Here is a 17,804-nt window from a genome sequence, read left to right on the forward strand (position 1 = left end):
CCTCGCGCAGGGCCCGGGGGCGGGACGGCGGATCAGTGCTCGGTGTGCCGGTGCGCCCTGAGCCGTTCGTAGGCGGCGAGCCCGTCCGGGACCCACTTCCATTCGGACAGGCGGCGCTCCACCTCGTCCTCGGGGAGGAAGGCGTGCCAGGCGACCTCCTCGACCTGCGGGCTGACGGGCAGGTCGCAGCGGACCCGGTAGACCGACGACCACCAGGACCGGCCGGCGCCGCCGTCGTACAGGAACCTCAGGACCGGTTCGGGCCGGGGCAGACCGCTGACGCCGAGTTCCTCCTCCGCCTCGCGCAGGGCGGCGTCGTCGTAGCTCTCTCCCGCGCCGACGACCCCGCCGACGAACATGTCGTACAGGGACGGGAACACCAGTTTGGTGGAGGTGCGGCGGTGCACGAAGAGGCGGCCCTCGGCGTCCCGGGCCTGGATGAACACGCACCGGTGACGCAGTCCCCGCGCATACGCCTCCCCGCGCGGCGACTGCCCGACGACCCGGTCGTTCTCGTCCACGATGTCGAGGAGTTCGTCAGCGGCACTCATGGGCCCATCCAAGCAGCACCGGCCCTGTGGGGCACCGCCGGCCGCGGGTCGCCGGACCTGCGCCCCGCCCGCTCACCGCGGCTGCAGGTCCTTCTCCCGCTCCGGCTCTCCCAGTCCCCGCGGCAGGGCCGGGTGAAGGCCGAGCAGCACGATGCCGAAGACGATCGCCCCGAGCCCGGCCGCCTCCCAGGCCAGTGCCCCCGTGTCCGTGTGCAGCCGGTCTCCGAGGAAGCCCACCCCGCACAGGATCCCGGCCAGCGGCTGAGCGGCGGTGAGCGCCGGCAGCGACATCCGCAGCGGCGCCGTCTCGAACGCGCTCTGCACCAGGATCAGCCCCGTCACCCCGAGCACCAGCACGCCGTACGGCTGCCAGCCCGTGATGAACTCGGTCCAGCCGCCCTCGGTGAGCCGCTGCCCGCTGACCCGGGTGAGCGCGTCCTGCACCCCGTAGAGCAGTCCGGCCGCGAGTCCCAGCAGTACGGGCCCGATGATCAGCCGCGACTTCTTCGCGTACGTCGTCAGGACGAGCGCGACGCCCACCACCACACCGATGATCAGCCAGTGCCGCAGGGGATCCGTGACCGCGTTGCCCGCCTTGGGCTGACCGGCCACGATGAACGCGGAGACACCGCCGGCCAGCAGCAGGAGGCCGGACCAGCCCTGGCGGCCGAGGGGCTGCTTGGTCTGCCGCCGGGACTCGGCGAGGGCGAACAGCAGGTTCGTGGCCACCAGCGGCTCGACCAGAGAGATCTCCCCGTGGGCCAGTGCGACGGCGCTGAGGATCATGCCGGCCACCATCAGACCGATGCCGCCGAGCCAGCGCGGCATCCTCATCAGGTCCAGCAGCAGCCGCGGCGAGAGGAAGTCGCTCAACGGTGCCTGCTGGGCGGCGCTCTGCTGCAGCACGAACCCGGTGCCCAGGCAGAACGCTGCGCTCACGGCGAGAGCCAGAACCAGTACCGACACGCTTTACCTCGATGATTCGGCGGAGTCACGGGAGGCGTATCACGCCGACTGTAGCGCTCGCCGCTGTGCCCTGCCCGCGCTTGGCCACTTCTCCTTGTCGGGCCCCGTCCGCGAAGCGGCCGGTCGGGGCGGCATCGAGTACCCGTCGTCACCCGGTTGACTCACTCACCCATCTGGCCAAGGATCTGGCCCGTCAGCAACAACGTACCGACCGGTAGTCACCGTGAGAGGACGGGCGCATGGCCTACGACGCTGATGTCATCGTGATCGGGGCAGGCCTCGCCGGGCTGGCGGCCACCGCGGAACTGGTGGACGCCGGCCGGAAGGTGATCCTCCTCGACCAGGAGCCGGAGCAGTCGATGGGCGGCCAGGCGTTCTGGTCGTTCGGCGGTCTCTTCTTCGTCGACTCCCCGGAGCAGCGCCGCCTGAGGATCAGGGACAGCCACGCCCTCGCCCTCCAGGACTGGATGGGCACGGCCGCCTTCGACCGCCCCGAGGACCACTGGCCACGCAAGTGGGCGGAGGCGTACGTCGACTTCGCGGCCGGTGAGAAGCGGGCCTGGCTGCACGGCCAGGGCATGCGCTTCTTCCCGGTCGTCGGCTGGGCCGAACGCGGCGGCTACGACGCCACCGGGCACGGCAACTCCGTGCCCCGCTTCCACATCACCTGGGGGACGGGCCCGGGTGTGATCGAACCGTTCGTGCGGCGGGTACGGGCGGGGGTCGCGCGCGGGCTGGTCGAACTGAAGTTCCGGCACCGTGTCACCGGCCTCGCGCGCAGCGCGGGTGCCGTCGACACCGTCACCGGCGAGGTTCTGGAGCCGTCGGACGTGGAGCGGGGCAAGGCCAGCACCCGCACCGTCACCGGCGCCTTCGAGTACCGCGCCCAGGCCGTGATCGTCACCAGTGGCGGCATCGGCGGCAACCACGAGCTGGTGCGTGCCAACTGGCCGGAGCGCCTTGGCACCCCGCCGGAGCGCATGGTCGCCGGCGTGCCCGCGCACGTCGACGGGAAGCTGCTCGGCATCGCGGAGAAGGCCGGTGCCCGGCTGATCAACCGCGACCGCATGTGGCACTACACCGAGGGACTGCACAACTGGAACCCCGTCTGGGACAACCACGGCATCCGCATCCTGCCGGGCCCCTCCTCCCTCTGGCTCGACGCCCGCGGCCGGCGTCTGCCGGTACCGCTCTTCCCCGGTTTCGACACCCTGGGCACGCTCGAGCACATCATGAGGACCGGGTACGACCACACATGGTTCGTGCTCGACCAGAAGATCATCGGCAAGGAGTTCGCGCTCTCCGGCTCCGAGCAGAACCCCGATCTCACCGGCAAGTCGGTCAGGGACGTGATCGGGCGGGCCCGCGCGGACGTGCCGGGGCCGGTCAAGGCGTTCATGGACAACGGCGCCGACTTCGTCGTCGAGAAGGACCTGGGGGCGCTGGTGCGCGGCATGAACGCGCTGGCCGGGGAACCGCTCATCGACGAGGGCGCACTGCGCCGCGAGATCGTCGCGCGCGACCGGGAGATCGTGAACCCCTTCACCAAGGACCTGCAGGTGACGGCGATACGCGGCGCCCGCAGGTTCATCGGCGACCGGCTGATCCGTACGGCCGCGCCGCACCGCATCCTCGACCCCAAGGCGGGCCCGTTGATCGCGGTGCGTCTGAACATCCTGACCCGCAAGACGCTCGGCGGCCTGGAGACCGATCTCTCCTCGCGGGTGCTGACCGAGGGCGGTGACGCGCTGGCGGGTGTGTACGCGGCCGGGGAGGCGGCCGGCTTCGGCGGTGGCGGGGTGCACGGTTACCGCTCCCTCGAGGGCACGTTCCTCGGCGGCTGCCTGTTCTCGGGCCGTACCGCCGGCCGTGCGGCGGCCAAGGCGGTCGGATAGCTCGGACGTCGGCCGCCTTCGCGGCGAGGCCGGAGGCGGCGCCCGGCGCGGTGCCGCCTCCGCCGGCCGCCCGGCCGTCAACCCGCTTGGCCTTTCGGTCAGTTGGTGTCCGGATCGGTGTCGATTCGCCCTTGACGCAAACCGTTGGCGCGGGGTTTACTGCGCGTGATTAAGCCTTGACGAGCCGCGTTCTGTGAGGAATTCCCGCGGTGCCACCCCCACCTCCACCGTCGTTCGGTCGCGGCCGGAAGCGCGCGGCCCATGCCTTCGACGCCGCGCTCGACGACACCGAGCTCGTCACCGCGCGGGCCTCCCTCGTACGGGGGCGTTGGGCCGCGGTCCGCTCCCTGCTCGCCGTCACCGGCGACGACTGGGACCGTCGCGGTCATCGCGTCACCGTGCTCGCGCAGGAGTCCACCGCCCTCGGCTGGGCGCGCGAGTGGCAACTCGCCGAACCGGACTCCTCCTGCGCGTCCGTCCTCGCCGCCCATGCCCTGGTGTACCGGGCGCTGGACGGCAGGGATCGCCCCGACGCGGCACGCGAGGCCTGTCTGGCGGCGGCCGCGCTGGCCCCCGAGGACCCCACGCCCTGGCTCGGCCGGCTGATCCTCGAGCGGTCGCTCGGCACCGAGGAGGAGGTGGTCCGCCTCTTCGACGAGGTCCGCGCGCGCTACCCCGACCACCATCACGCGCATCATCTGATGATCGCCCGGCTCGCCGAGCGCCGGGCCGACGCCGGCCAGGACCCGCTGCACGAGGTGTACGACTTCGCCAACTGGGCCGCCGAACAGGCCCCCGCCGACTCGCCGCTCGCCATCCTCCCGGTCGTCGCGCACGCCGAGCGGTACCGCGTGCTCGCCGCCGCCGGCATCGAGTCCGCCGATCCCGCCGCCTCGGGGCACTGGGTGGGGCGGCGGGCCCGGCAGGTGATGAAGGCCGCGTTCGACTGGTGGCTGGAGTGGGAGCGCGAGGACCACCCGCGTCGTCATGTCGACCTCAACTTCCTGGCGCACGCAAAGTACTGCGAGGGACGTGGCGCCGAGGCCGCGGCCCTCTTCCACCGCATCGGACCGTATGCGACCCCCGCGCCGTGGTCGTACCCGGACCGCGACCCCTACCCGGCCTTCCGTACCGCGTGCGCCTGGGCGCTCGGTGCGGTGTGACGGCCCCCCGCCGGAACGATCCGAAAGTCCCGCTCACCCGACCCGAAAGGACAACCGCGAGATGACGACCGGCAGTTCGAGCAGACCGGCCGCCGCCGACGGCGGCGCCATCAGCACCTTCAAGGGGCAGGAGCGCGCGCTGCGCGCCGACCGGCTCGGCACGGCGGGACTGCTGCTGTCCGTGCTGGCCGCGACCGCACCCCTCATGGTGGTCGCGGGTGTCATGCCCACCACATTCGGGGTGATGGGCATCGTCGGCCTGCCGCTGCTCTTCGTGATCCTCGGCGTGGTGCTGGCGCTGTTCTCCTTCGGGTACGCGGAGATGAGCCGTCACGTCCACAACGCGGGCGCCTTCTACGCCTACATCTCCCGCGGACTCGGCGGCACGGCGGGCGCGGCCGCGGCGGTGGTCGCGCTCGTCGCCTACAGCACCCTGCAGTTCGGGATCTACGGCATCTTCGGCTTCGAGGTCTCCGGCCTGTTCGGCACCTATCTGCATGTCCAGGTCGCCTGGTGGATACCGGCGCTGGCCGCCGTTCTCGTCGTCGGTGCGCTGGGCTGGCTGAAGATCGACGTCAACGCGCGTGTGCTCGGCGTGCTGCTGCTGATCGAGGTCGCACTCGTCGTCATCTTCGACGTGGCGGCGGTGGGCGACCCCGCCAAGGAAGGGCTGTCGCTGCATGCCTTCAACCCGGACACGCTCACCGGCGCCGGCGTGGGTACCGCGCTGTGCTTCTGCATCGCCGCCTTCACCGGCTTCGAACAGGCGCCTGTCTACGCCGAGGAGACCAGCCGCCCGCACGTCCTGGTGCCCCGAGTGATGTTCTTCGCGATCGGCTTCGTCTCCGTCTTCTTCGCCGTCAGCTCCTGGGCGCTGACGATCGCCGCGGGGCCCTCCGCGATCGTCCCGGCCGCACAGAAGCAGAGCGCGGGCCTGCTGTTCTGGCTGACCGAGTCCCTCCTCGGCCACTCCTTCACCGATGTGCTGCATGTGCTGTTCGTGACCGGCATGTTCGCCGCGCTGCTCAGCTTCCACAACGTCGTCGCCCGGTACGCCTTCGCGATGGGCCGCGAGGGACTGCTGCCGGCCGTCTTCGGGCGCACGACGGGCACAAGCGGGGCCCCGGGCACGGGGTCGCTGCTGCAGAGCGTGGTGTCCGCGGTGGCCGTGATCGCCTTCGCGGCGGCCGACGACAAGCCGACCGGCGATCCGACCGCGCCCGTGCTGCGCCTGTTCACCTGGTTCGGCAGCGTCGGCGCGCTCGGTGTCACCCTGCTGATGGTGGGAGCCTCCGCCTCGGTGATCGTCTTCTTCGCGCGCCGCGGGTCCGCGGGCGCACAGGCCTGGCGGCTCGTCACCTCCGCGGTGGCCGGTCTGGCGCTGCTGGTCATCGTCGGCTACACGGTCAAGGACTTCGACGTCCTGGTCGGCAGCGGCCCGGACTCCGTGCTCGCCTGGCTGCTGCCGTCGATCATCGGCGTGGCCCTGGTGGTCGGCCTCGTCCAGGGCCTGCTGATGCGCTCCCGCAGACCGCAGGCGCACGCCCGCATCGGCCTCGGCAACGAGGCGTTCCAGCTGGACAAGGCGGCGGAGTCGGCGACCTGACCCGGACCCGAGCGAGGACCCGGTTCATGAGAAGCGGGTAAGAAGAGATGACGGAATTCTGACGGGCACCCGGCACCCCTGGCCTGAAGGGGGTGCGGGGTGCTCGAATCGTTGTGTGAACTCTGAACGACCCGAAGAGAGGGACACCCCCGAGCCGGCGGAGCCGACGGCGCCGGACGACCGGGCGGACGGCAGTCCCGTCGGCCGCCGGGTCCTGCTGGGCACCCTGGGGCTCGGCGCGCTCGGCGTGGTCGCCGCGCCCACGCTCCAGCGCGGCCTCGAGGCCTTCCTCGGCGGCGTCTCCGGAAAGGACCCGACGGGCCTGACCGGGCTGCTGCCCAACGGCGGCGGCTTCCGCTACTACTCGGTGACGGCCTCCGTCCCCCGCAAGGACGACACGAACTACCGGCTCACTCTCGACGGCATGGTCGACCGTCCGGCGACGTACACGCTCGCCGACCTGCGCGCCCTGCCGCAGACCCGGCTTGTGCACGACGTCCAGTGCGTCACGGGCTGGCGGGTGCCGAAGACACCCTTCGAGGGGGTACGGCTGTCCACGCTGCTGGACGCCGCGGGCGTCGATCCGTCCGCCGGCGCGGTCCGCTTCACCTGCTTCGACGGGGCGTACACCGAGAGCCTCACCCTCGACCAGGCACGCCGGAGCGATGTCCTGGTCGCCCTGAAGATGCAGGACAAACCGGTCGGCCACAACCACGGCGGCCCGGTGCGCCTGTATGTCGCGCCCATGTACTTCTACAAATCGGCCAAATGGCTCTCCGGCATCACCGTGACCCGCGGAGTGCGCCCCGGCTACTGGGAGGAGCGCGGGTACGACGTGGACGCGTGGGTCGGCCGGTCGAACGGACGTGACGATGCACCCACCGGTTGAGGCCCCGGCCCGGTCCACGCGGGTGCGCCGCTTCAGCCGCGGCGAGAAATGGGTGCACCGCGCGGCGGCCGCGCTGATGGGCGTATGTGTGGCCACGGCGGCCTGTCTGTACATCCCTGCGCTCGCGGAGCTGGTGGGCCGCCGCGAACTGGTGGTGAGGATCCACGAGTGGGCGGGCCTGCTGCTCCCGGTCCCGGTCCTGGCGGGCCTCGTCTCCCGGTCCTTCCGCAAGGATCTCGGCCATCTCAACCGCTGGGGTCCGCACGACCGGATCTGGCTGCGCGCGGTGCTGCGCCGGGACCACCGCCGTGCATCGCGTCCCGCGGCCAAGTTCAACGCGGGGCAGAAGACGTACGCGGCCTGGATCGCGGGCGCGACACTGGTGATGCTCGGCACGGGCCTGCTCATGTGGTTCACCCGCCTCACCCCGCTGATGTGGCGCACCTCCGCGACCTTCGTCCACGACTGGCTCGCCCTGACGATCGGCGTGGTCCTCGCCGGGCACATCGGTATGGCCCTCGGCGACCCCGAGGCGCGCAGGGGGCTGAGAACGGGGGAGGTCAGCCGGGAGTGGGTGGAGCGGGAGCACCCCCTGTGGCGGCCGTGACCGGCATGGCTGCCGGGGTCAGGAGCCGAAGTCCAGCAGCACCTTGCAGGACCGGCTCCGGTCGGCCGCCAGGGCGAACGCCGACTCGGCCTCGGTGGCCGGCACCACCGCGCTGACCAGGGCGTCGAAGGCCGGTTCCGTCACCAGCAGTTCGAGCGCGCGGTCGAACTCCGTATCGAAGCGGAACGCCCCGCGCAGCTCGAGCTCCCGGCTCACCACCAGGTTCCCCGCGAACGGGCTCGGTCCGGACGGCAGCATGCCGAGCTGCACCACGACCCCGCCCCGCCGCACCAGCCGCAGACAGGTGCCGAGCCCGGCGGCGACCCCGGAGGCCTCGACGGCCACGTCGACTTCGGCGGGCCACCCGGGGTCGCCGGGGTCGTCCGCCCGTACGAGCGTTCCGGCGCCCGCAGCCGCGGCGAACCGCAGTGCCCGGGGCAGCAGGTCGGTGGCCGTGACCTCCGCCGCGCCCGCCGCCTTCGCGGCGGCCACCACCAGGCAGCCGATCGGTCCGGCTCCCGTGACCAGCACATGCCGTCCCGCCACCGGACCGGCCCGCCGTACCGCGTGCATCGCCACGGCCAGCGGTTCGGCGAGTGCCGCCCGGCGCAGTCCGAGGCCCGCCGGAACCTGTCTCAACTGGCCGGCGGGCACGGCCACCCGGGCCGCGAACCCGCCCTGGACGTGCGGGAAACGGGCCGCGCTGCCGAGATAGCGGGTGTCCCGGCACACGTTGCTGCGGCCGTCCGCGCACTCCGGGCACACTCCGCAGGGCGTGGCCGGATGCACCGCGATGGCGCTGCCGACGGCCGGGCCCGACGCCCCCGGGCCGTAGGAGACGACCGTGCCCACCACCTCGTGCCCGAGCAGCATCGGCTCCCTGAGCCGGAAGTCGCCGACCCCGCCGTGCCGCCAGTAGTGCAGGTCCGAACCGCACACACCGCCGAAGCGGACGGCCACCAGCGCCTGCCCCGGGCCGGGCTCCGGAACCGGCAGCTCGTCCACGCGGAGGTCGCCCCGACCGTGGATCACACAACCGAGCATCTCCCGGCCCTCCTTCACAGCACGCTCGTCATACCGCCGTCGACGTACAGCACCTGTCCGCCGATGAAGTCCGCCGCCGCAGAGGCGAGGAACAGCACACCGCCCACCAGGTCCTCCGTGCGCCCCCAGCGGCCGGCCGGGGTGCGCCGCCGCACCCAGGCGCTGAACTCCTCGTCCTCGACCAGCGGCCGGGTCAGCTCGGTCTCGATGTACCCGGGGCCGAGTCCGTTGACGTGCACGCCGTGCGGTCCCCAGTCCGCGCACATGCCCTTGGTGAGCATCTTCAGCGCGCCCTTGGTCGCCGCGTACGGTGCGATGCCGGGGCGGACCACCTCGCTCTGCAACGAGCAGATGTTGATGATCTTGCCGTGGCCGCGTCGTGTCATCCGCCGGGCGGCTTCACGGCCGACCAGGAACGCGCTGGTGAGATTGGTGTCCAGGATCCGGTGCCAGTCGGAGTCGGTGAACTCCAGCAGGGGCGCCCGCAGTTGCATGCCCGCATTGTTGACCAGGATGTCGAGCGGGCCCACCCGCTCCTCGACGTCCGCGACACCGGCGGCCACCGAGGCGCCGTCGGTGACGTCGAACACGGCCGTGTGGACGTCACCGGGCAGTGCCGCCGCCGCCTCGGCGAGGCGCCCGGCGTCCCGTCCGTTCAGGACGACCGTGCAGCCCGCCTCGGCGAGGCCGCGGGCCAGGGCGAGACCGATGCCGCGGCTGGAACCGGTCACCAGCGCCGTACGGCCGCCGATGTCGAAGAGGGGGTGAGCCGTCATCGCCCTGCTCCTAGATCACCAGGGACAACAGCAGGACCAGACCGCCCGCGACCACCGAGATGATCGTCTCCATCACGGACCAGGTCTTGATCGTCTGTCCCACGCTCAGCCCGAAGTACTCCTTGACCAGCCAGAATCCGGCGTCGTTGACGTGGCTGAAGAACAGCGAGCCGGCGCCGATCGCCAGCACGAGCAGGGCCGCGTGGGTGGTCGACATGTCGGCCGCCAGTGGTGCGACCAGACCGGCGGCCGAGACAGTCGCGACGGTCGCCGAACCGGTCGCGAGCCGGATGGCCACCGCGATCAGCCAGGCCAGCAGCAGCGCCGGGATCGACCAGTCCTTGGATATGTCGAGGATCATCTGACCCACGCCGCAGTCGATCAGCGTCTGCTTGAAGCCGCCGCCGGCACCGACGATGAGCAGGATGCCCGCGATGGGCATGAGCCCCTTCTCGACGGTCTGCGAGATCCGCTGTTTGCTGAACCCGGCCGGGCGGCCCAGTGTGAAGATGCCGACGACGACCGCGGCGAGCAGCGCGATCAGCGGAGATCCGATCACGTCGAAGACGCGCTGCACCGTCTTCGCCGGGTCGTCCACGACGATGTCGACCAGGGCCTTGGACAGCATCAGGACGACCGGCAGCAGCACGGTGGCCAGCGTGGGGCCGAAGCCGGGGCGCCGCTGAAGTTCCTCGGACGGACGCGGCTGGATCATGCGGTCCGGGACCGGGACGTCCACCCAGCGGGCGGCGACCTTCGAGAACAGCGGACCCGCGATGACCACCGTGGGGACGGCCACCAGGACACCGAGCGCCAGCGTCACGCCGAGGTTCGCCTTGACGGCGTCGATGGCGACCAGCGGGCCGGGGTGCGGGGGGATCAGGCCGTGCATCACGGACAGGCCCGCGAGCGCCGGGATGCCGATGCGCATCAGCGAGTAGTTGCCGCGCTTGGCCACCATCAGCACGACCGGGATCAGCAGCACGATGCCGACCTCGAAGAACAGCGGCAGACCGATCACCGAGGCGATCAGGACCATCGCCCAGGGCATCGCACGGCCCTTCGCCCTGGCGAGGATCGTGTCGACGATCTGGTCCGCCCCGCCGGAGTCGGCGAGCAGTTTGCCGAGGATCGCGCCCAGCGCGATCAGGACTCCCACGCCGGCGACGGTCGAGCCGAGCCCGGTGGTGAAACTGGTGATCGCCTTGTCGAGCGGCGCTCCGGCGACCGCGCCGAGCGCGAGCGAGCCGATGGTCAGGGCCAGGAAGGCGTGGAGTTTGAACGTGGTGATGAGCAGCACGATGACGGCGATGCCCGCCAGTACCGCGATGCCCAGCTGAGCGTGGCCCGCCGATGTGATCGGCTCGACGGTGTCCGCTGCCAGCATCTCGACGCTGAGTCTGGTCACGGGGGGTCCCTTGGGTGAGGAGAGAAGCTCTCGGTTTCGGGTGAGGGGGACCCTCGGCACGGCGACCCGGGGGAGAGGGCCGCGGCAGTGGGGCCGAGGGGTGCTGCGGGGAAGAGGAGCTACTGCGCGGCGGAGGACCGCTCCCGGTCGCGCAGAGCGGCGACGGCACGGTCGGTGATCTCCTCGGGGCTGCCCGAGACGTCCACCGCCACTCCCGGCTCGTCCGGCTCCAGCGGCTGGAGCGTGGCGAACTGGGAGTCCAGCAGTGCTGTGGGCATGAAGTGCCCCTGCCGGTGCGCCATCCGGTCCTCGATGAGCGAGCGGTCGCCCGTGAGGTGCACGAAGACGATGCCGGGAGCCGCGGCCCGGAGCCGGTCGCGGTACGCCCGCTTCAGCGCCGAGCTGCTGACCACGCCGCCGAGCCCCGCCCGTCCGTGGGCCCAGGCCCCGATGGCGTCAAGCCAGGGCCAGCGGTCCTCGTCGTCGAGCGGGACCCCGGCCGACATCTTGGCGATGTTGGCCGGGGGGTGGAAGTCGTCGCCCTCGGCGTACGGAACGCCGAGCCGGGAGGCGAGCAGGGGACCGATCGTGGTCTTGCCCGTGCCCGCGACACCCATGACCACGACGACGTGGGGGGTACTCATCGCTTCCTCGCTGTCTTCGTCGACTGCTGTCGACGTCACTGAAACCGATTAGGTACGACGAATTCAAGAGTCTGTGACATTTAAGTCTGACTTTTTCTTGTCGTGACCTGCCTCGTACTCTGAGTGCATGAGCACACCGGGCCGGGGGCTGCACGGCCGAGTACTGGACACCCTCGGGCCCGCGATCACCGCGGGCGAGTACCCGCCGGGCAGTGTTCTGCGCACCGATGAACTCGCCCAGCACTTCGAGGTGTCGCGTTCCGTGATGCGCGAGGCCGTGCGTGTCCTCGAGTCGATGCACCTGGTGGAGTCACGGCGCCGGGTCGGCGTCACCGTCCGCCCGGAGTCCGAGTGGAACGTCTACGACCCCCAGGTCATCCGGTGGCGGCTGACCGGCGCCGACCGCCCCCGGCAGCTGCGCTCGCTGACCGTGCTGCGCTCGGCGATCGAGCCGGTCGCCGCGGGACTGGCCGCCCGGTACGCCACGGCCGAGCAGTGCGCCGAGCTCACCCGGTGCGCCCTGGGCATGGTCGCCACCTCACGCGGCCATCAGCTGGAGGGCTATCTGGTGCACGACGTGGCCTTCCACCGGGTGGTCCTCGAGGCGTCGGGCAACGAGATGTTCGCGCGCCTCGGCGACGTCGTCGCCGAGGTCCTGTCGGGCCGGACCCACCACGACGTCATGTTCGAGGACCCCGATCCGGCCGCGGTCACTTTGCATGTGCAGCTGGCGGAGGCGGTGCGGGAGGGCGACCCGGTGCGTGCGGAGCAGCTGACCCGCGAGATCACGGTCGGCGCGCTCCACGAACTGGACATCCTCGCTCCGTAGCCGGAGCTCCGGCCACGGAGCGTCCGCATGGCCGCTTCCGCGCTCCGTCAGTCGAGGAAATCCCCGTCGACGTACACCCAGGCGCCGTCGAGCCGTTCGAACCGGCTGCGCTCCTGCAGGCTGCCGCCCCGGTAGGAGGCGCGGAAGGTCACGGTGCCCGTGGTGTGGAAGGCGGACCCGGCGCTCGTCTCCAGGACCTCCAGACCCGTCCAGCGCGTCCCCGGGTCGAGGTCGAGGCGCTCGGGCCGGGTGCCCGGATGCCAGGTCCGCAGCAGATAGCCCGCGTCGCCCTTCACGAACGCGCTGTACCGCGACCGCATGAGCGCCTCGGCGGTCGGCGCGGCCGCGGCGCCCGCGTGGAAACGGCCGCAGCACCCCTCGTACGGTCCGGGCAGCCCGCACGGGCAGGAACGCGTGGTCATGACCGCCATTCTGCCCGCTCCGGCGCGGTGCCCCGCGGGCGCCATGCGTCACGCCGCCATCGGGGTCACAGTGGAGGTAAGCCGCTCGCCCCGGTGTCCTGCTGCCTCGTACGGGTACGAGCAGGCGTGAGGAGGACGGAAGATGACTCGAGCCACAGGCAACCGGCCTCCGTCCGCCAAGGAGTGGAGGCTCAACCTGTACCTGTCCGAACGCGACCCCGCCACCAGGGCCCGGGTCGTCCTGGACACCGGTGACAACGTCATGGAGAGCTGTGCCGAGGCCCACCGCAACCCGTACGACACGGCGGTGCCCGAGATCGGCGACGAACTCGCCGCCGGACGGGCGCTGATCTCGATGGGCCGGCAACTGCTGCGTGCCGCCGCGGGGGACATCACGGAGGCCGGGGCCCCGGAGGAGGCCCCGCCCACTCCACTGTGGTCTCCCGAGGAGTGAGGAGGCGGTCATCGTGGTCTTCACGGATCGTCTCGAGGCCGGTCGGCAGCTGGGCGAACGCCTGCGGCACCTCAGGGGGGAGGACGTCGTGGTGCTGGGGCTGCCCAGGGGAGGCGTGCCGGTCGCGGCGGAGGTCGCCCGCGTGCTCGACGGCCCGCTGGACGTGTGCCTGGTCCGCAAGCTCGGTGTGCCCTTCCAGCCGGAGCTGGGGATGGGGGCGATCGGTGAGGACGGCGTACGCGTGATCAACGACGCGGTGGTCCGCGAGGCGCGCGTCACACCGTTCGAACTGGCCCAGGTCGAGGAGCACGAACGCGAGGTGCTGGAGCGGCGCGGCCTGCGCTACCGGGGCGGACGCCCACCCGTCGGCGTCGAGGGGCGGACCGCAGTGATCGTCGACGACGGCGTGGCCACCGGATCGACCGCCCGGGCCGCCTGCCGGATCGCCCGCGCCCGAAGAGCGGCACGGATCGTGCTCGCGGTGCCCGTGGCACCGCAGGACTGGACCGCGCGACTCGGTGGGGAGGCCGACGAACTGGTCGCCCTGGACACGCCGGTGGACTTTTTCGCGGTCGGCCAGTTCTACATCGACTTCGGCCAGGTCGGCGACGAGGAGGTGGCGGCCTGCCTGGAGCGGATGGCGGCCCGGCCCCGTGGTCTCGCGGCCGGGCCCACGGACCGGGAGGTCGAGGCGGCGGCCGGTACCGTCCGGCTGCGCGGCCGGATGACCGTGCCCGAGGGCGCGAACGGGATGGTGCTGTTCGCGCACGGCAGCGGCAGCAGCCGGCACAGCCCGCGCAACCAGTTCGTCGCCACGGGGCTGAACCGGGCCGGGCTCGGCACACTGCTGTTCGACCTGCTCACCGAGGAGGAGGAGCGGGACCGGGCGAACGTGTTCGACACGGGCCTGCTGGCGGAACGGCTGACCGACACCACCGACTGGCTGCGCGGACAGCCGGAGACCGAGGGGCTCGCCCTCGGCTACTTCGGCGCCAGCACCGGCGCGGCCGCCGCCCTGTGGGCCTCCGCCGAGCCGCGGGCGGGCATCGCGGCCGTCGTCTCCCGCGGTGGCCGGCCCGACCTCGCGGGGCCGCGGCTTCCCGCCGTCGGCGCACCCACGCTGCTCATCGTCGGCAGCGCCGATCTGACGGTGCTCGACCTCAACCGGCAGGCGCAGACCCGGCTGCGCTGCGAGAACCACCTCGCGATCGTGCCCGGGGCCACGCACCTGTTCGAGGAGCCCGGCGCGCTGGAGGCGGTGACCGAGCTGGCCCGCGACTGGTTCACGGACCACATGGCCCCCGCCCACGCCCGGCGTCCTTGAGCGACGGCGCCGGTCGCTCGCGCCGCGCCCCCCGGCCGACTTAGCTTGGGAGGGTGCCCGGTGACGCCGTCACCGTGTTCCTCGGCGGTGACGTGATGCTCGGCCGGGGCGTCGACCAGATCCTTCCGCACCCCGGAGATCCGGCGCTGCGGGAGTCGTACGTGCGCGACGCCCGGGCCTATGTCGGCCTGGCCGAGGACGCGAACGGGCTCATTCCCCGGCCGGTCCCCTTCCGATGGCCCTGGGGCGTGGCGCTGCCCGAACTGGACGCGGCCGCCCCCGACGTGCGGGTGATCAACCTGGAGACCTCCGTCACCCGGGACGGGGACTTCGCGCCCGGCAAGGGCGTCCACTACCGGATGAGCCCGGGCAACCTGCCGTGCCTGGCCGCCGCGCGCCCGGACGTCTGCGCCCTCGCCAACAATCACGTCCTCGACTTCGGCCGGCGTGGACTCGAGGAGACGCTCGACTGTCTCGCGGGAGCCGCACTGCGGACCGCGGGGGCGGGCCGGGACACCGTCGCGGCGGGGCGCCCGGCGGTCGTCCCCCTGCCGGCGGGCGGCCGGGTGCTGGTGTTCTCCCTGGGGATGGCGACCAGCGGGATCCCGGAGGACTGGGCCGCCACCGACGACCGTTCCGGCGTCGCCTTCGTCGAGGAGCCGTCGGCGGCGGCCGCGGCCGCGTTCGCCCGCCGGCTGCGGCAGTCGAAGCGCCCGGGCGACATCGCGGTGGTCTCCGTCCACTGGGGTGCCAACTGGGGCTACGGCGTCGACCGCGCCGAGACCGCCTTCGCCCATGCGCTCGTCGACGCGGGCGTCGACATCGTGCACGGGCACTCCTCGCACCATCCGCGTCCGCTGGAGACGTACCGGGGCCGGCTCGTCCTGTACGGCTGCGGAGACCTGGTCGACGACTACGAAGGCATCGGCGGCAACGAGCGCTACCGCGACGACCTGCGACTGCTGTACCTGGTGTCGGTGGAGCGGGACTCGGGCCGGCTCACCGGAGTGCGCATGGTGCCTCTCCAGGCGCGCAGGATGCGGCTGGAGCACGCCACGACCGAGGACACGCGGTGGCTGTGCGACGTACTCGACCGGCACGGAAGGGAGTTCGGCTCCCGCATCGACGCCGGGCCCGACGGCACGCTCGCGCTCCGCCCCCTGCGCGCGGCGTGGCCCGTGTGACCGGCGACCGCGGCAGGGCCCGCGTCCGGCCGTGGTGGTACCGCGGGCCGTTCACGCGGACGCGCCCTTGCGCAGGAACCTGCGCAGGCTGCGCAGCGGCCAGGTGTTGATCACATCGTCGGGGGTGAGCCCGCCGCGTTGCGCGGTACCGATGCCGTAGCGCAGGTGGGAGAGGTGGAGAACGGAGTGGGCGTCGGTGTTCACGGCGAACTTCGCGCCGTGCTCCTTGGCACGCAGGATGTCCTCGTCGCACAGGTCGAGCCGGTCGGGCTGGGCGTTGATCTCCAGCGCGGTCCCCGTGCGGGCGCAGACCGCGAACACCTCGTCCCAGTCGGCGTCGACCCCCTTCCGTTTGCCGATCAGCCGCGTGGTCGGGTGGCCGAGGATGTTGACATGGGGGTTCTCGCAGGCCCGTACGAGCCGCGCGGTCATCGCCCTGCGGCCCAGATCGAAGTGCGAGTGCAGGGAGGCCACGCAGAGGTCGAAGCCCGCGAGGAACTCCTCCGGCCAGTCCACGTCGCCGTCGGGACCGATGTTGAGCTCGGTACCGTGCAGCAGCCGCATTCTGCGCAGGGAGCCGTCCAGCGCCCGTATCCGCTCGCGCTGGGCGAGGATCTTCGCGTCGGTCATGCGCTGCATGTACAGGTTGGGTGCGTGGTCCGTGACCGCGTAGTACGCGTAGCCGCGTTCGGCTGCGGCCGCCACCATCTCCTCCAGCGGCGCGAGACCGTCGGTGAGGTCCGTGTGGGTGTGCAGATCGCCGCGGATGCCGCGTTCGGTCACGACGTCCGGCAACTCGCCGCGCAGCGCGGCCTCGATCTCCCCCCGGTCCTCCCGCAGCGTGGGCGGTATCCAGGGCAGCCCGAGCCTGGCGTACACCTCCTCCTCGGACCGGGAGGCGAGCGACTCCCCGCTCTCCACGTCGAACAGGCCGTACTCCGAGAGCTTGAGCCCCTGGCGGACGGCGAGGGTGCGGGTGCGGATGTTGTGGGCCTTGGACCCGGTGAAGTACTGAAGTCCGGCGCCCCACGAGTCGGGTGGCAGGACCCGCAGATCCACCTGGACGCCCTTGGCGGTGCGGATCGACGTCTTCTTCCTGCCGTGCGCGATCACCTCCGCGGTGGACGGGAGCGCGGTCAGCGCGTCCATGAACGGCCCCGACCGCTGCGCGGCCACCAGGACGTCGATGTCGCCGACGGTCTCCTTCATCCGGCGCAGGGACCCCGCGTAGGCGCAGCGCCTGCAGCCGGTCGTCCCGGAGAGCGCGGCGACGATCTCCTCGGCGGTCTCGAGCGCGAGGTGCAACGGGATGCGCCCGGCTGCCTGTTGCATCAGTGCGATGCCGTGCTGGATGTTCTCCTGCGTCTTCTCGCCGAAGCCCTTCAGATCGTGCAGTGCGTCCGCCTCGATGGCCGCGGCAAGTTCGCCCACCGACGAGATGTGCAGGTCCTCGTAGAGCCGCAGCGCCTTCTTCGGGCCCAGGGTGGGGATGGTGATGAGCTCCCGCACGCCGGCGGGGATCTTCGCCCGGCGTTCCTCGACCGCCGAGACCCTGCCGGTGCGCAGGTACTCCAGCACCTTCTCGGCGATGGACCTGCCCACGTTCGGTATGTCCCGCAGCCCGTCGGCGTCCAGACGCGAGACGTCGGCGGGATGGCCGCCGATCGCGCGCGCCGCCTTCTCGTAGGCGCGCACCTTGAACGCGTCGCCTCCCGTGATCGCGACGAGGTCCGCGTACTCCTGGAGGAGCGCCTCGACCTCTTCGTTGGGCCGGGCCACACCTCCGAGTCTAGGAAGGGGCGTGCTCGGCGGGCCAGCGGAGGCCGCATCCACGCACAGGGCAAAACACACAGGGTGCCGACCGGAAACGGTCGGCACCCTGTGTGATGAGAGTGTCCGAGGGGGGACTTGAACCCCCACGCCCGATAAAGGGCACTAGCACCTCAAGCTAGCGCGTCTGCCATTCCGCCACCCGGACAAGGTGTCTGTCGTGCGGGCTTCCCCCGCAGCGACGAAGGAAACATTACCAGGCTTTCGGGGGC

General features: G+C 71.9%; 17 protein-coding genes and 1 tRNA gene. 9 read left to right on the forward strand and 9 right to left on the reverse strand.

Annotated elements, in window-relative coordinates:
* Nucleotides 1–32: 32 nt before the first annotated feature.
* Nucleotides 33–551, reverse strand: a complete 519-nt coding sequence (locus ACSHXN_RS31895; RefSeq protein ID WP_355132558.1) for an NUDIX hydrolase — start codon at nucleotides 549–551, stop codon at nucleotides 33–35.
* Nucleotides 552–623: 72 nt separating this feature from the next.
* Nucleotides 624–1,517: a DMT family transporter gene (locus ACSHXN_RS31900; protein ID WP_355132559.1), complete on the reverse strand. Its 894-nt coding sequence runs from the start codon at nucleotides 1,515–1,517 to the stop codon at nucleotides 624–626.
* Between the two features lie 239 nt (nucleotides 1,518–1,756).
* Here ACSHXN_RS31900 and ACSHXN_RS31905 point away from each other — a divergent pair, with 239 nt between their 5' ends.
* From ACSHXN_RS31905 to ACSHXN_RS31925, 5 genes are all read left to right on the forward strand, one after another.
* The gene (locus ACSHXN_RS31905) at nucleotides 1,757–3,412 is read left to right on the forward strand and encodes an FAD-binding dehydrogenase (RefSeq protein WP_355132560.1); all 1,656 of its coding nucleotides are present in this window, start codon (nucleotides 1,757–1,759) and stop codon (nucleotides 3,410–3,412) included.
* Nucleotides 3,413–3,621: 209 nt separating this feature from the next.
* The gene (locus ACSHXN_RS31910; protein WP_355801114.1) at nucleotides 3,622–4,575 is read left to right on the forward strand and encodes a hypothetical protein; all 954 of its coding nucleotides are present in this window, start codon (nucleotides 3,622–3,624) and stop codon (nucleotides 4,573–4,575) included.
* Nucleotides 4,576–4,636: 61 nt separating this feature from the next.
* Nucleotides 4,637–6,181: an APC family permease gene (locus tag ACSHXN_RS31915; protein ID WP_355132562.1), complete on the forward strand. Its 1,545-nt coding sequence runs from the start codon at nucleotides 4,637–4,639 to the stop codon at nucleotides 6,179–6,181.
* 115 nt (nucleotides 6,182–6,296) lie between these two features.
* Nucleotides 6,297–7,070, forward strand: coding sequence for a molybdopterin-dependent oxidoreductase (locus ACSHXN_RS31920; RefSeq protein ID WP_355132563.1), 774 nt, complete (start codon nucleotides 6,297–6,299; stop codon nucleotides 7,068–7,070).
* The gene (locus ACSHXN_RS31925) at nucleotides 7,054–7,677 is read left to right on the forward strand and encodes a cytochrome b/b6 domain-containing protein (protein ID WP_355801110.1); all 624 of its coding nucleotides are present in this window, start codon (nucleotides 7,054–7,056) and stop codon (nucleotides 7,675–7,677) included. The genes ACSHXN_RS31920 and ACSHXN_RS31925 overlap by 17 nt, the downstream gene beginning before the upstream one ends.
* Before the next feature lie 18 nt (nucleotides 7,678–7,695).
* On the opposite strand, the gene ACSHXN_RS31930 is transcribed toward ACSHXN_RS31925, so the two are convergent.
* The 4 genes from ACSHXN_RS31930 to ACSHXN_RS31945 form a co-directional block, all read right to left on the reverse strand.
* Nucleotides 7,696–8,721: an L-idonate 5-dehydrogenase gene (locus tag ACSHXN_RS31930; protein ID WP_438304601.1), complete on the reverse strand. Its 1,026-nt coding sequence runs from the start codon at nucleotides 8,719–8,721 to the stop codon at nucleotides 7,696–7,698.
* A gap of 14 nt (nucleotides 8,722–8,735) precedes the next feature.
* Nucleotides 8,736–9,497 (reverse strand): SDR family oxidoreductase, encoded by a 762-nt coding sequence (locus ACSHXN_RS31935; protein ID WP_438304603.1) that lies wholly within the window; start codon nucleotides 9,495–9,497, stop codon nucleotides 8,736–8,738.
* A 10-nt stretch (nucleotides 9,498–9,507) separates the two neighbouring features.
* On the reverse strand, nucleotides 9,508–10,905 hold the full coding sequence (locus ACSHXN_RS31940; RefSeq protein WP_356110631.1) for a GntP family permease: 1,398 nt from the start codon (nucleotides 10,903–10,905) through the stop codon (nucleotides 9,508–9,510).
* 119 nt (nucleotides 10,906–11,024) lie between these two features.
* Nucleotides 11,025–11,549 (reverse strand): gluconokinase, encoded by a 525-nt coding sequence (locus ACSHXN_RS31945; RefSeq protein ID WP_355132568.1) that lies wholly within the window; start codon nucleotides 11,547–11,549, stop codon nucleotides 11,025–11,027.
* A 127-nt stretch (nucleotides 11,550–11,676) separates the two neighbouring features.
* On the opposite strand from ACSHXN_RS31945, the gene ACSHXN_RS31950 reads away from it, so the two are divergent.
* Complete coding sequence (locus tag ACSHXN_RS31950) at nucleotides 11,677–12,378, forward strand: FadR/GntR family transcriptional regulator (protein ID WP_059125724.1); 702 nt, start codon at nucleotides 11,677–11,679, stop codon at nucleotides 12,376–12,378.
* A 47-nt stretch (nucleotides 12,379–12,425) separates the two neighbouring features.
* Here ACSHXN_RS31950 and ACSHXN_RS31955 read toward each other — a convergent pair whose 3' ends face one another.
* A complete protein-coding gene (locus tag ACSHXN_RS31955) occupies nucleotides 12,426–12,800 on the reverse strand; it encodes a YchJ family protein (protein WP_359461179.1) in 375 nt (124 codons plus the stop codon).
* A 142-nt stretch (nucleotides 12,801–12,942) separates the two neighbouring features.
* Between ACSHXN_RS31955 and ACSHXN_RS31960 the strand changes: the two genes are divergently transcribed.
* The 3 genes from ACSHXN_RS31960 to ACSHXN_RS31970 are packed head-to-tail and all read left to right on the forward strand — an operon-like array spanning nucleotide 12,943 to nucleotide 15,762.
* Nucleotides 12,943–13,254 carry a dsRBD fold-containing protein gene (locus tag ACSHXN_RS31960; RefSeq protein WP_355132570.1) on the forward strand — a complete coding sequence of 104 codons (312 nt, stop codon included), beginning with the start codon at nucleotides 12,943–12,945 and terminating at the stop codon, nucleotides 13,252–13,254.
* 13 nt (nucleotides 13,255–13,267) lie between these two features.
* The gene (locus ACSHXN_RS31965; protein ID WP_355132571.1) at nucleotides 13,268–14,578 is read left to right on the forward strand and encodes a phosphoribosyltransferase family protein; all 1,311 of its coding nucleotides are present in this window, start codon (nucleotides 13,268–13,270) and stop codon (nucleotides 14,576–14,578) included.
* A 53-nt stretch (nucleotides 14,579–14,631) separates the two neighbouring features.
* Nucleotides 14,632–15,762 carry a CapA family protein gene (locus ACSHXN_RS31970; RefSeq protein WP_355132572.1) on the forward strand — a complete coding sequence of 377 codons (1,131 nt, stop codon included), beginning with the start codon at nucleotides 14,632–14,634 and terminating at the stop codon, nucleotides 15,760–15,762.
* A 51-nt stretch (nucleotides 15,763–15,813) separates the two neighbouring features.
* Here the strand turns inward: ACSHXN_RS31970 and polX are convergent, their stop codons facing one another.
* Both polX and ACSHXN_RS31980 read right to left on the reverse strand, forming a co-directional pair.
* Nucleotides 15,814–17,541 carry a DNA polymerase/3'-5' exonuclease PolX gene (gene polX, locus ACSHXN_RS31975; protein WP_438304608.1) on the reverse strand — a complete coding sequence of 576 codons (1,728 nt, stop codon included), beginning with the start codon at nucleotides 17,539–17,541 and terminating at the stop codon, nucleotides 15,814–15,816.
* 114 nt (nucleotides 17,542–17,655) lie between these two features.
* Nucleotides 17,656–17,740 (reverse strand) — tRNA-Leu (locus ACSHXN_RS31980).
* Between the last annotated feature and the right edge of the window lie 64 nt (nucleotides 17,741–17,804).

The organism is Streptomyces sp. HUAS TT11 (genome assembly GCF_051553595.1).
In the GTDB taxonomy this organism is placed as follows: Bacteria; Actinomycetota; Actinomycetes; order Streptomycetales; family Streptomycetaceae; genus Streptomyces.

What these genes read in the sequence shown, in the direction of transcription:
- ACSHXN_RS31895 (WP_355132558.1), bottom strand. Translation starts at nt 551, where the DNA reads ATGAGTGCCGCTGACGAACTCCTCGACATCGTGGACGAGAACGACCGG.
- ACSHXN_RS31905 (WP_355132560.1), top strand. Translation starts at nt 1,757, where the DNA reads ATGGCCTACGACGCTGATGTCATCGTGATCGGGGCAGGCCTCGCCGGG.
- ACSHXN_RS31915 (WP_355132562.1), top strand. Translation starts at nt 4,637, where the DNA reads ATGACGACCGGCAGTTCGAGCAGACCGGCCGCCGCCGACGGCGGCGCC.
- ACSHXN_RS31925 (WP_355801110.1), top strand. Translation starts at nt 7,054, where the DNA reads ATGCACCCACCGGTTGAGGCCCCGGCCCGGTCCACGCGGGTGCGCCGC.
- ACSHXN_RS31930 (WP_438304601.1), bottom strand. Translation starts at nt 8,721, where the DNA reads ATGCTCGGTTGTGTGATCCACGGTCGGGGCGACCTCCGCGTGGACGAG.
- ACSHXN_RS31935 (WP_438304603.1), bottom strand. Translation starts at nt 9,497, where the DNA reads ATGACGGCTCACCCCCTCTTCGACATCGGCGGCCGTACGGCGCTGGTG.
- ACSHXN_RS31945 (WP_355132568.1), bottom strand. Translation starts at nt 11,549, where the DNA reads ATGAGTACCCCCCACGTCGTCGTGGTCATGGGTGTCGCGGGCACGGGC.
- ACSHXN_RS31950 (WP_059125724.1), top strand. Translation starts at nt 11,677, where the DNA reads ATGAGCACACCGGGCCGGGGGCTGCACGGCCGAGTACTGGACACCCTC.
- ACSHXN_RS31955 (WP_359461179.1), bottom strand. Translation starts at nt 12,800, where the DNA reads ATGACCACGCGTTCCTGCCCGTGCGGGCTGCCCGGACCGTACGAGGGG.
- ACSHXN_RS31960 (WP_355132570.1), top strand. Translation starts at nt 12,943, where the DNA reads ATGACTCGAGCCACAGGCAACCGGCCTCCGTCCGCCAAGGAGTGGAGG.